This is a genomic window from Enterococcus sp. E4-223, assembly GCF_035727065.1.
In the GTDB taxonomy this organism is placed as follows: domain Bacteria; phylum Bacillota; class Bacilli; order Lactobacillales; family Enterococcaceae; genus Enterococcus_B; species Enterococcus_B faecium.
The window spans coordinates 150,227-163,051 of the sequence record NZ_JAPMLH010000004.1; the positions used below are offsets into that span (position 1 = coordinate 150,227).

Below are 12,825 nucleotides of genomic sequence, written 5' to 3' on the forward strand. Positions count from 1 at the left end.
ACATGTTACCGAATATTGGCTATTATGTGCAGTCCATCGATCAAATCGTCAAGGAAACAGAAGCAATCGGAGAAGGAATGCATCCGAAATATGAAGTGATCAGAAACGCAATCGATGAAGGAAAAACAAGTGACCTGGACAAATCGACTCTTGAAGAGATCATCCTGTTATTTGAAGAAGGAACAAAAAAATATCGGGCAATGCTTAAGAAAGTCAGTACATTGCGCCCACCAGCAAAAGCAATGGGCATTCATAAAAATTTTGAAAAAGCTTATCTTTCATATGTAGCAGGCTGTGAAGAAATGATTCAAAGTATTGATCTTGAGTCAGGGGTAGATAAAGATTTATTCAATACATCTGAAGCAAAACAAGACCAAGCGACAGACCAATTGACAGCTGCCATCCAAAAAATGACTAATTTGTTGTTGAAAAAATAAAAGAAATCTTTGATAACAATAAAAACTAGAGTTATCTAATATAAATGTAATATTACCTTTATGATAGAGTGATCAAAATCCTTTATGATAATGACATACCTATAACCAACAACAACCTTGTACTTACTCAAAATCGAGTAAATACTCCTTTTCCGTCGAGTCTAACCATCTCGGCGGTTTTTTATTTGTAGAAAAGAACATCAGGATAGACGGAAAAGTCTTGTCCTGATGTTCTTTTCAGATAGTATGGAAAGCTGATTAGTTTTCTACATTCTGTACATATTGTTCAAAGTAGTTCTGTAAATCGGCTTTGAGTTTCTGATATTCCTCTTCGCTATACTCTTTATCTTCGATTTTCCCATCAAAGAAAGGAATATTTAGTTCTTCCCGTAGTCTGTCTAATACGTCTTGCTGATTCATTTCATTCTCCTTTTCTTACTAACGATCAAAATAAACACAGACACATTCTGGTGCATAGACATCTTTTTTCAGTAATTCCAGTAATCCTGTTTCAGGATGACGGCGATATAATGTCAGATTATCGGTATTCTGATTGGCACACACGACAAAATTATTGCTTGGATCTAGTGCGAAATCGCGGGGAAAATCCCCTTCTGTTGAGATGATTTGCTTGTTTTGAATGTGGGAACCATCTTCAAAAACTGCGAATACAGCAATCGAGTTATGTCCTCGGTTAGAAGCATAAAGGAACTTGCCATCATTTGAAATGCGGATAGCTGCCCCTCCATTTTCACCGTCGAATTCTTCTGGCAAGGTCGATATTTTCTGTAATTCTTCAAAAGCACCTGTTTCTTTATTATAAGAAAGCACGCGGACTGTGCTGTCTAATTCACCAAATAAATAAGCGAATTGTCCATTTGGATGAAAGACAAGATGGCGAGGGCCTGTTCCTGGCTCTGCAGTGAAGGTAGTTACAAGATTCAATTTGCCGTTTTCGGACACATCATAAGTATACACACGATCTGTACCAAGATCACATACGACTAATCGTTGGTCAGGAGTCAGATCCGTATAGTGGACATGCGCATGATCTTGGTTTTTATGAGGACCTGTCGCTTCTTGATGGAATATTGAATCTGCTGCTTTCAGTTCGCCATCTCCTAATATATGGTAGACATTTACTTCACCTTTATGATAGTTCGCCCCGTATAGTAATTGACGTGCTTCATCAACCGCTACATAACACAAAGGAGCGCCAGACTCTGTTACCGCATTCAAAAAATGAAAATCCTTATCGTACGCACCGGCACCACCTAATCCATCCACACTAGTAACTGTGTAAAGATTGCCAGCTTTACTTTTTGCTACATAGGTAGGGCTATTTTCTTCAACAGCTAATGAAAGGTTGGCTAATTCTTCTTTTTCTGTATCAAGGTCGATCGTATAGATTCCTTTACTTTCGCGACGCGTATAGGTTCCTAAAATTATCTTTTCGATCATATGAGCTGATTCCTCCTAATTGTAATGAAATAGTTTTCGTTTTTATTCTATCACATAATTATTCCACACGGCTAAAGAATGAGAATGTGTTATACTGTTTTTGAAAGCAATTAAAGGAGAGAGTGCAATGATTCAGGCAAAGATTACAGAAATTGGGACAGAAGCAATAAACAAGGAAGAACCCATGCTGATTTTGTTCGATAAAACAGCAACAGCTGCCTTACGAAAATATTCGGTGATTCAAGAAGTATCAAAAGACGAACCTTTTTCTTTGAAAGCAGGCGGAACAATTGCTTTTGATGATCAGGTATATACGATCGATTATGTCGGTCCGATGGCCAATGGGAATTTAGAGACAGTAGCTCACGTATCATTGATTTTTGATGCTTGTCCAGAAGAAGGACAAATTGCAAATGGAATCTATCTTCATCCGCATAGACTGCCTGCTATTGGTTTGGGAAGCCAAATTTTTTATAACTAACAGGAGGAATTATGGAAGGAAAAAATAAGAAGAACAGACCGGTGTCGTGGTTTTGGCGCTGGTTTTTAAATAATCAAGTAGTCACAGCCTTACTTGTTGTATTGTTAATATTGCTGATCGTCTTTTTATTTACAAAAGTTTCATATTTGTTTGCACCAATCTGGCAATTTTTAGCAATCGTAGGTCTGCCTATCATTTTAGCAGGAATCTTGTATTACTTGATGAATCCGGTAGTTGATTACTTTGAAAAGCGAAAAGTACCAAGGCTTTACAGTATCATTGGGCTGTTTGTTTTGGTTGTTGCACTAATCGCATGGGGGAGCGTAGTGATCATCCCTAAGATTCAGGAACAAACAGTGAGCTTCATCAGTAACTTCCCTCAATATGTAGATACGATTGATAATAAATTAACCGAGATTTTGCGGGACCCGCTGTTCAACCAATTTCGCGAACAGTTGGAAACAGCAGGTGATAAGTTCATGAATTCGGCAGGCGATATGATCCAAGATATATCTAAGAGTACAGTTCAGAGTCTTGGAAGTTTTGTCGGCGCGGTAGCGACTATTTTAGTGGCTCTGCTGACGATGCCGTTTATCTTATTTTATCTATTGAAAGACGGTAAACAATTAGCACCTTATTTTGTCAAATTTTTACCGACACGCATGCAAAAACCGACGTTGAATGTGCTGAGTGAAATGAATAGTCAAGTTTCTTCTTATATAAGAGGACAACTAACTGTGGCTTTTGCTGTGGCAATCATGTTTATGATTGGTTTTGCGGTCATTGGTTTAGAGTATGCTGTCACGTTGGGGATTATTGCGGGTTTTTTGAACCTGATCCCTTACTTAGGATCATTTTTAGCGATGATTCCGGCTATCTTTTTAGCCATTGTAGCAGGTCCATTCATGATCATCAAAGTACTGATCGTTTTTGCAGTAGAGCAGACAATAGAAGGACGCTTGATCTCTCCATTAGTACTAGGGAATCAGTTAGCAATCCATCCAGTAACGATTTTATTAGTTCTGCTGACTTCTGGGAAATTGTTCGGAATCATCGGTGTGATCTTGGGGATTCCTGTTTATGCAGCAGCTAAAGTAGTGATTACTCATGTTTTTGAATGGTACACAACAATCTCTTCTCTTTATGAAGAAAATCCGTTGAAAAAGCAGAAAGAATAACAAAAAGAGACAGATGGGAAAATATCCAAGGCACAAATGCTGCTTTGAAGATTTTTTCCTCTGTCTCTTTTGTATGCATTTATCTCAATTTTTAAAATGATTTACCTAAAGCAGCAGCTTTATCTAATGCATTTTGCATCAACTCATCTGCACGGTCAGGGTCATAATCGATTCCTTCGATGAATAGCTGATCTACTTGATCGATGCCTACAAAGTTTAAAATACCTTTTACATATTGAGAGGCAAAGTCTTGTCCGTTGTATACACCGCCATTAGATTGGATGTGCAGTGCTTTTTTACCTGTCACTAATCCTTCTGGCCCGTTTTCTGTATAGCGGAACGTTTTTCCAGCTACATTGACGGTATCGAACCAAGCTTTTAATTTTGTTGGGATATTTAGATTCCATAAAGCGTTTGCGATAACGATTTTATCAGCAGCAAGGAACTGATCAGTCAATTCATTGAAACGAGCAATTTTTTGTTGTTGACTTTCTGATAAGGAAGTGAATTCTGCACCAGCACGTAATGCTTCCCAACCTGATAATAATTCTTCATCGATTTCCGGAATATCATCGCGATAAAGTTCCAAAACAGTCACTTCATCATCTGGATGATTTTCTTTATAACTTGTTAAAAAAGACGTCAATGCCTTAACTGTGCGCGATTCTTCTGCAGTTAGGGGATGACCTTTGACTACTAAAACAGATGCCATATGCTTACCTTCTCCTTTTATTGCTATGATTGTTATAACTATGACTAACAAAATCAGTTTACTCGAAAAAGAAAAGGCTATCAAGTCATATTGATAAGGTTGAAGAATAAATAACTAAAAAAAGACAGGATATAAAAGAGGTTGTGACACGATTTTTGTCACAGCCTCTTTTGAATCTAACAAGCAATATTCAAGCAACACTCGACTGAAGAGCTTCCATCCCACCAATGATATAAACAGCACGAAAACCATTAGCAGTAAGTTGATCGGCTAATGCTTCTGATCGCCTGCCTGTATAGCTTAGAATATAATAAAGTTTCTTTGGATCTAGATTTTTTAATTGTCTTGGCAAGATAGCAGCGGGGATAGAAAGCGAGTGGCTTAAGTGGTTTTTTGTGTAATCTAAGGTATTTCTTGTATCTAAAACGATGCTGTCAGCATCGAGAGGCAATTTATTGAAGTCTTGGACACTAATTGATTGGGCCATTTATCTCATCCTTTGTTTAGTATGTGGCTATTTTAATGGGCAACTCTCATTAATTCAAATGGAAGGATTCCTCTTATCACTTTTTTAATGTATCGGATGATAATGAAAAAAACTATGCAAATGTCTTGCAAAACAGGTAGGAGGTGTTATAATGACATAGCGTCATATGACAATGTGTCATCTTGAAAGAAAGGAGGATCCATATGCCGACACAGACATTTTTCCATTTGCCTAAAGAAAAACAAAAAAGACTAATCGAGGCTGCGAGAATCGAGTTTTCTAGAGTACCTTTGAAAGAAGCCTCGATTGCTAATATCGTCAAATTAGCGGATATCCCTAGAGGCAGTTTCTATCAGTATTTTGAAGATAAAGAGGATCTTTATTTTTATTACTTTGAGACAATGAGACGTGACAGCTCTAAAGATATGTTGCAACTAATGAAAGAATCCGATGGTGATCTATTCAAAGGATTCGAATCCTATTTTTCTAAAATGATTTATGAGATTTTGGAAGGTGAGAATGCTTCTTTTTATCGTAACTTGTTTATGAACATGGATTACAGTGCCTCAAGAAAAGTCGCTCCTCATACGAGTCGCCAAAAAACGCCTCACGATCCGCATAAAGAACACAAACAAGATGCAAAAGAGTTGCTTGAATTGATTGATCGGACGAAGCTTAAAGTAAAAAATGATCATGAATTGGAATTACTGATCCAATTAGTGATGAATACTGTATTTACAACAATTGCGCATTCGTATCGCTTATTTTCAACATCTGAAGATTACTCAGTAGAGCAAGCAATCAGTGAATTCAATTTGAAACTTTCTTGGCTGAAAAACGGAGTATATAAATAGAAAGAAGGGAACTAGATGCTAAAAATCGTAAAACGGATCTCCTTGACTTCAGCAATTGCAGCTGCAGTTTTCATGGTGATCCAAGTACTGGCAGATTTATATTTGCCGACACTTACCTCCAATATCATTGATAAAGGGGTAGCACAAGGAGATGTCGATTATATTTGGCATACAGGCTTTGTGATGATCGGCTTTTCTTTGATCAGTATCTTAGCTGCTATTGCAAATACATTTTTTGCTACTCGTGAATCACAGAAACTGGGTAAGCAATTGCGTACGGATGTCTATAAAAAATCAGAGAGTCTGACAAAAGATGCGTTTGATAAATATGGAACGGCCTCTTTGATCACAAGAACGACCAATGATGTGACTCAAATCCAAATGGTTACACAAATGTTTTTACGTATGATGATCAATGCACCAATCACGTTGATTGGCGCGAGCATACTTGCTTATCAAAAAGATCATCAGTTGACAAAAATCTTCTTAGTTGTCATCCCAGTAATGATTATTTTGATCGGCGGAATCATGTACTTTGCTGTTCCATTATTCAAAAGTATGCAAAAGAAAACTGACCGTTTAAACCTGGTATTTCGAGAAGGATTGACAGGGGTCAGAGTGATTCGAGCATTCGATAAGACACGCTTTGAAGAAAATCGTTTTGATTTAGCGAATAAAGATTATACAAATACGGCAATCAAAGTTAATACGATCGTCGCATTGATGATGCCGATGATGACATTGATCATGAGCGGTACAAACGTAGCAATCACTTGGTTTGGTGGACACTACATAGCAGATATGACTTTGGAAGTCGGTAATCTGATTGCATTTATGACTTATGCGATGCAGATCTTGATCAGCTTTATGATGCTTTCCGCTATTTTTATCATGGTGCCTCGTGCACAAGCTTCAGCTGACCGTATTAATGAAGTGTTGGATGAAAAAATCGGTATCCATGACCCTGAAAATCCTAAAACAGTTTCTTTTGCTGGAAAAAACGCAACATTGGCCTTCAATCATGTCAATTATCGATATCATGGAGCAGAAAAACTTGCATTGGAAGATATTGATTTCCAAGCCAAGTCGGGCGAGATCGTCGCAATCATAGGGGGGACTGGTTCAGGTAAAACGACCTTAGTCAATTTGATCCCTCGATTATATGACATCGAATCTGGTTCGATCCAAATAAATGGAACGGACATTAGTGACATGACTCAATATAATTTGCGAGAATTAATGGGCTTTGTTCCTCAAAAAGCAGTTCTGTTCTCTGGAACGATCCGAGACAATATGCAGTATGGTAAGCCGGATGCAACAGATGAAATGATTTGGAAAGCATTAGAAATCGCACAAGCTAAAGATTTTGTTTCAGAGATGGAAGATGGCTTAGATAGCCATGTGGAACAAGGAGGAGGAAACTTCTCTGGTGGACAAAGACAGCGTCTGGCAATTGCACGGGCATTAGTCAAAACAGCAGATATCTATGTGTTTGATGATTCCTTCTCAGCGTTGGATTTCAAAACGGATGCCAATCTTCGCCAAGCATTGAAAACGAATATGAAAGAAAGTATCACCGTTTTAGTTGCTCAACGAGTAAGTACAGTAATGGATGCAGATATGATCCTTGTGCTAGATGAAGGAAAACTGGTTGGCAAAGGAACACATGAAGAACTATTAGCAACAAACGAAACTTATCAAGAAATCGTTCATTCACAACTAAGAGAGGAGGACTTAGCATGAGTAAAACAAACACACGTCCCTCTCATGGACCAGCAGGCGGTCCAGGACATGGTGGACCTGGCAGAAATCTCGGTGTAAAAGGTGAAAAGCCTAAAAATTTCTGGGGAACGGTACGCCGATTGTTTGGCTATATGTCTAAACGTATGGTTGCGATCATCGCTGTATTTGTACTAGCAATAGCAGCCGTGATCTTCCAAATCCAAACACCAAAGGTCTTGGGGAAAGCAACCACAGAAATATTCAAAGGTGTAATGGCTGGCGCTCAACAGATGCAACAAGGCCAACAAGTAACAAAATTTCCGATAGACTTTGATAAAATCGCGCAGATCATTGCGACAGTAATCGTGATGTATTTGATTTCTGCTGTATTCAACTTTTTACAGCAATTTATTATGACACGTGTTTCCCAACGAACAGTTTATGAATTACGTCATGATTTGGAAGCCAAAATGAATCGTGTACCGATTTCCTATTATGATACACATACAAATGGGGATATCATGTCTCGAGCAATCAATGATATGGATAACATCGCAAGCACGCTGCAGCAAAATTTGACTCAATTTGTAACTAGTGCAGTCACATTGATTGGGGTCATCGTGATGATGCTTTCAATCAGCTGGCAATTGACGTTAGTCGCGTTATTGATGATCCCTTTAAGCTTGATCATCGTGATGATCGTAGCGCCGAAATCACAAGTGTTTTTCGCAGATCAGCAAAAAAGTTTAGGCTTATTGAATAACCAAGTAGAAGAAACATATGGTGGTCATACCATTGTTAAAACATTCAATCATACTGAAAAAGACCAGGAAGTATTTGAAAAAGAAAATCAGAATCTGTATGCCGCTGGTTGGAAAGCTCAATTTATTTCGGCAATCATCATGCCGTTGATGAATTTCGTTAAAAATCTAGGCTATGTGTTCGTCGCTGTACTAGGCGGAGTAAAAGTTGCAAATGGGAACATGACATTAGGGGATGTTCAAGCGTTCTTGCAATATACAACACAGTTCTCTCAACCAATCACTCAACTTGCAAGTTTGATGAACACTATCCAATCAACAGTTGCTTCAGCCGAACGGGTATTTGAAGTGTTGGATGAAGAAGAGATGTCCAATGAAAAATCTGGCCTTCCAGAAGAAAAAGATACACCATACAAAGTTCGTTTTGAAAATGTTCAATTCGGCTACACACCAGATAACTTGCTAATGACTGATTTTAACTTGGATGTCAAACCTGGTGAGATGGTCGCTATTGTAGGTCCGACTGGTGCAGGGAAGACGACACTGATCAACCTTCTTGAACGGTTCTACGATGTTTCTGGAGGTAGTATTCGTTACGATGGTGTAGATACCCGTGATCTTTCACGTGATGAATTGCGCGCACAGTTTTCAATGGTACTGCAAGATACTTGGCTGTTTACAGGAAGTATCTATGACAATATCAAATATGGGAACGACGATGCAACAGACGAACAAATCATTGAGGCTGCTAAAGCTGCTCACGTAGACGATTTTGTTCGTAAATTGCCAGAAGGATATAACACTGTATTAAACGAGGATGCAAGCAATATTTCGCAAGGGCAGCGTCAGCTAATCACAATTGCGCGGGCATTCTTAGCAAATCCGGATGTCCTGATCCTTGATGAAGCAACATCTAGTGTAGATACACGAACAGAAATACTGATTCAAAAAGCGATGAACCGCCTATTGGAAAACCGGACAAGTTTCGTTGTTGCTCACCGCTTGTCTACAATACGCGATGCAGACAACATTATTGTGATGAATCATGGTTCGATCGTAGAAACAGGAAACCACGATACATTGATGGAAAAAGACGGATTCTATGCAGATCTTTATAACAGTCAGTTTTCTGAAGAAGAAGCTTCATAGAATAGTACAAATTTATTATTTTTTTTAGGGGCTGTGACAAAAGTCGTGTCACAGTCCCTTATTCCGAATAAACGGTGTTCAATCAGCTGTCCTTCGGTATTAGCTCAAAAAACGGCAAAATATGAGGAGCTATTTTTCCGTTTTGTATCTCTAATACTCAGGTCAAACCGCTGATTTTACGACCTCTTCCTTAAACGGTGTTCAAAAGCTTGCATCTGCGGTAATAAGCCCAACCAAACGAAAAATAGGAGGAGCTATTTTTGTTTGGCTGTTCTTATTACTTGATGCAGAACAGCTTTTTCACAACCTCTTTTTATAAGAGTTTTTACTCATTAATTTACAAAAAACAAGCAAAATGCGAATTTTCTCACATTTTTTTTAACAAAATCAAAGTTATTGCTTGAAAGAAGAAGAATCCATCGTTAAAATAAAGCTTGACGTAGAGGGGAGCAAGAAATATGAAAGATTTTCAATTGGGGGCTGCCACCTATTTAAAAAGTGTAGCCATTCGGGTGAAAGACCGAGATAAAATGATTGATTTTTACAAGAACGTTGTTGGCTTTGATTTGAAAAGAGAAGAAAACGAATTAGCCATTTTAGGAACAGAAGAAGCTGGAAGTGAAATGTTGCTGCTGGAAGAAAGTCCTAGAGCGAATGATCACATGGGGGAGATCAAAAAGCTGAACCGTTTTTCATTGATTATCCCTAGCACAGAAGAAATGGCAGATATCCTTTGTCGTATCCGTAAAATGAATTATCCAATCAAAGAAGCTTTAGAAGATCATGGACGTATGGGGATTTTGCTCGTAGACCCAGAAGAGAATGAATTGGAAATTTACCATGAAGAGAATAAGAACGACCAAAGAGAAATTCCGGAAACAATGGATCAAGAAGCATTATTAAGAAAATCTGAAGAAAAATTCAGTAAACTATCAACAGGTTCTTATTTTGAAAAAATCCATTTAAATGTTACTAACTTAACAAAAGAACGCCAATTTCTTAATCATGTACTTGGTTTGAAGGTACATAATGAAGAAGAGGGCATCCATGTATTGAATGAAGGAGATTTCCATGTTGGGTTGACAGAAGCTAGCGGAGGCGCAATTGATTTGCCTACAGATGAAGTGATTGGACTTGATTTTCTGAAATTCATGATCGATACTGAAAGCATGGAAGGACTGATTGCTCACTTGCAGCAACTATCAGTTGATTTCTTCTTAGACAAAAAGCACACAGTACTCACAATCTATGATGCTATAGGAATCGAATGGTGGTTCGTCAGTGAGCCAAAAGAAAAGAATAAAACTGACATTCGATGCGACGCTTAACTTTTTCTTTCTTAACGATTGTCGCATGTCTCGTCATTTTATGAACGGTCATACTATCGCTTATTCTAGAGATAGAAAGAGAAAATAGTATACCGGAGGAAACTGCGCGGTTTTTCGCGCAGTTTTTTTGTGTAAAAAAGGTTGATTCCTCATAGATTAAGCTTTAAGCTTGGACTGTAAGAATCTGATAGAAAAGCAGGAGAAAAAGATGTATCCACACACGAAACAGCTTATTTTGAAAAAAATGGAAGAAGGATTTTATCCGGGTGTAGCAGTCGCCTTCATAAAAGAAAATCAAGTAGAAACATTTACAGCCGGCTTTGCCCAAGTCGTTCCTGAAAAGCAGCTGATGACAGAAGATCTGTTGTTTGATGCAGCCTCACTGACGAAAGTCGTTGCAACCACTTCATTAGTTTTACGTCTATTAGAAGATGGAAAGATAGAACTCGATCAACCGCTTCATAAATATCTTCCTGAATTTGAAAATCAGACAATCACTTTGCGTCATTTACTGACACATACTTCTGATATCAAAACATGGATACCAAACAGAGATGAGCTATCTCAGGAAGAATTGATTGCCGCTTATATGAAGCTAGAACCTGGTGAGCAATTAGGAAAAGAAGTAAAGTACACAGATGCCGGTACGATTCTTCTTGGGTTGATGCTAGAGGAAATTTACCAAGAAACTGCAGTGGAAATCTTTCAAGAACAAGTATTGGAACCATTAGGAATGATGAACAGCTTATTTCTTCCTTTTCCTTCCAAAAAAATCGTTCCCACAGAACAACTGCCTTCGGGTGAGGTTTTGCGTGGACAAACTCATGATCTGAAAGCAAGAGTTTTAGCTGAACATGCAGGGAATGCTGGGCTCTTTATCGATTTGAACGACAGCATTACTTTTGTCCAAATGTATTTGAACAAGGGAAAAATCCGTAATGGTCGGTTTTTAGAAGAAGAAACGATTGATTCTTTGCTACAAGACCACACTCCAGAAAAAAATGGCTATCGTTCTCTAGGGTGGGATTTAAAAAAAGATGTAGAAGACGGTCATGCGATTCTTTTTCATACTGGTTATACAGGTACGTTTTTCTTGATTGATATAAAAACACAAGAAGCGTTGATATTTTTGTCAAATCGCGTACATCCTGTCGATCATCGTGCGGAGTATCTCATATGTCGAGATGAAATTGTTGAAAACTTTTTGAAAGAGAAAGCGGTATTACCGAAATAATGCTATAATAGCTATGAAAAATGAGAGGAGTTTGAATTATGCAGGAACCTATGTTTTTAAAACCAGTTTTTCAAGAAAAAATTTGGGGAGGAAGCCGTTTACGTTCAGTCTTCGGTTTTGATATCCCTAACGATAAAATCGGAGAAGATTGGGCGATCAGTGCGCATCCTCATGGTGTCAGTGTAGTAGAAAATGGCAAATTCAAAGGGAAAAGATTAGATGAACTATGGTCAGAACACAAGGAATTGTTTGGCCATCCTTCAGAACCAGTGTTTCCATTATTGATCAAGATCTTAGACGCAGAAGATGATCTATCTGTACAAGTACATCCAGATGATGCCTATGGGATGAAACATGAAGGTGAATTAGGAAAAACTGAATGCTGGTATATCATCGATGCTGAACCTGGTGCAGAAATCATCTATGGTCATCATGCAAAGACAAGAGAAGAACTAGCTGAGATGATCAAAGATGGGCGCTGGGATGACCTTTTGAAGAAAGTACCAGTTAAAAAAGGTGATTTCTTTTATGTACCAAGCGGAACGATCCATGCTATTGGTAAAGGAATCATGATTTTAGAAACACAGCAAAGTTCTGACACGACTTACCGCGTGTATGACTACGACAGAAAAGATGCGCAAGGACAAACAAGAGAGCTGCATATCCAACAATCGATCGATGTAACAACTGTCCCTGCGAAAACACCAGAATTACAAATCAAAGAAGTCCGAAAAGGGAATTCATCGATCGTCACTTATTTAGAAACTGAGTTTTTCAATGTATATGAGTGGGATATTAAAGGAATCACATCTTTCAAAAAACAAGCCCCTTATACATTGATGACGGTAATCGAAGGAGCAGGTGACCTTGTCGTTGATGGAAAAACATATCCATTAGAAAAAGGAACAAGCTGTATTATTCCAAATGGCGTTTCTGAGTGGGCGGTCCAAGGTGAACTAGCAATCATTGCGTCTGAACCAGGCAAATAGTTCCCAGATAGCTGAAAGCAGCAGACGGTTTT

General features: G+C 38.3%; 13 protein-coding genes. 9 read left to right on the forward strand and 4 right to left on the reverse strand.

Going from position 1 to position 12,825, the window contains the following annotated elements:
* Positions 1-2: 2 nt before the first annotated feature.
* Entirely contained in the window at positions 3-437 is a 435-nt protein-coding gene (locus tag OS139_RS07250) for a hypothetical protein (protein WP_002307190.1), read from the forward strand.
* A 258-nt stretch (positions 438-695) separates the two neighbouring features.
* Here OS139_RS07250 and OS139_RS07255 read toward each other — a convergent pair whose 3' ends face one another.
* Both OS139_RS07255 and OS139_RS07260 read right to left on the reverse strand, forming a co-directional pair.
* A complete protein-coding gene (locus OS139_RS07255; RefSeq protein WP_002287277.1) occupies positions 696-857 on the reverse strand; it encodes a hypothetical protein in 162 nt (53 codons plus the stop codon).
* Between the two features lie 18 nt (positions 858-875).
* Positions 876-1,898, reverse strand: coding sequence for a lactonase family protein (locus OS139_RS07260; protein ID WP_002307191.1), 1,023 nt, complete (start codon positions 1,896-1,898; stop codon positions 876-878).
* A 127-nt stretch (positions 1,899-2,025) separates the two neighbouring features.
* Here OS139_RS07260 and OS139_RS07265 point away from each other — a divergent pair, with 127 nt between their 5' ends.
* Together OS139_RS07265 and OS139_RS07270 are read left to right on the forward strand one after the other, a co-directional pair.
* Positions 2,026-2,379 carry a PTS glucitol/sorbitol transporter subunit IIA gene (locus OS139_RS07265; protein ID WP_002294113.1) on the forward strand — a complete coding sequence of 118 codons (354 nt, stop codon included), beginning with the start codon at positions 2,026-2,028 and terminating at the stop codon, positions 2,377-2,379.
* A gap of 11 nt (positions 2,380-2,390) precedes the next feature.
* Complete coding sequence (locus tag OS139_RS07270) at positions 2,391-3,557, forward strand: AI-2E family transporter (protein WP_002287273.1); 1,167 nt, start codon at positions 2,391-2,393, stop codon at positions 3,555-3,557.
* Positions 3,558-3,648: 91 nt separating this feature from the next.
* Here OS139_RS07270 and OS139_RS07275 read toward each other — a convergent pair whose 3' ends face one another.
* Entirely contained in the window at positions 3,649-4,269 is a 621-nt protein-coding gene (locus tag OS139_RS07275; RefSeq protein WP_002287272.1) for an NAD(P)H-dependent oxidoreductase, read from the reverse strand.
* Positions 4,270-4,459: 190 nt separating this feature from the next.
* Positions 4,460-4,756 (reverse strand): rhodanese-like domain-containing protein, encoded by a 297-nt coding sequence (locus OS139_RS07280; protein WP_002287271.1) that lies wholly within the window; start codon positions 4,754-4,756, stop codon positions 4,460-4,462.
* Positions 4,757-4,959: 203 nt separating this feature from the next.
* Between OS139_RS07280 and OS139_RS07285 the strand changes: the two genes are divergently transcribed.
* The 6 genes from OS139_RS07285 (at position 4,960) to manA (ending at position 12,793) form a co-directional block, all read left to right on the forward strand.
* A complete protein-coding gene (locus OS139_RS07285) occupies positions 4,960-5,610 on the forward strand; it encodes a TetR/AcrR family transcriptional regulator (RefSeq protein ID WP_002332173.1) in 651 nt (216 codons plus the stop codon).
* Positions 5,611-5,625: 15 nt separating this feature from the next.
* The gene (locus OS139_RS07290; protein WP_002287267.1) at positions 5,626-7,353 is read left to right on the forward strand and encodes an ABC transporter ATP-binding protein; all 1,728 of its coding nucleotides are present in this window, start codon (positions 5,626-5,628) and stop codon (positions 7,351-7,353) included.
* Entirely contained in the window at positions 7,350-9,242 is a 1,893-nt protein-coding gene (locus OS139_RS07295) for an ABC transporter ATP-binding protein (RefSeq protein ID WP_002287265.1), read from the forward strand. The genes OS139_RS07290 and OS139_RS07295 overlap by 4 nt, the downstream gene beginning before the upstream one ends.
* A 458-nt stretch (positions 9,243-9,700) precedes the next feature.
* Positions 9,701-10,570: a VOC family protein gene (locus tag OS139_RS07300; protein WP_002325397.1), complete on the forward strand. Its 870-nt coding sequence runs from the start codon at positions 9,701-9,703 to the stop codon at positions 10,568-10,570.
* Positions 10,571-10,778: 208 nt separating this feature from the next.
* Positions 10,779-11,804, forward strand: coding sequence for a serine hydrolase domain-containing protein (locus tag OS139_RS07305; RefSeq protein ID WP_325066854.1), 1,026 nt, complete (start codon positions 10,779-10,781; stop codon positions 11,802-11,804).
* Positions 11,805-11,842: 38 nt separating this feature from the next.
* Positions 11,843-12,793, forward strand: a complete 951-nt coding sequence (manA, locus tag OS139_RS07310; protein ID WP_002332170.1) for a mannose-6-phosphate isomerase, class I — start codon at positions 11,843-11,845, stop codon at positions 12,791-12,793.
* The last annotated feature ends 32 nt before the right edge of the window (positions 12,794-12,825 follow it).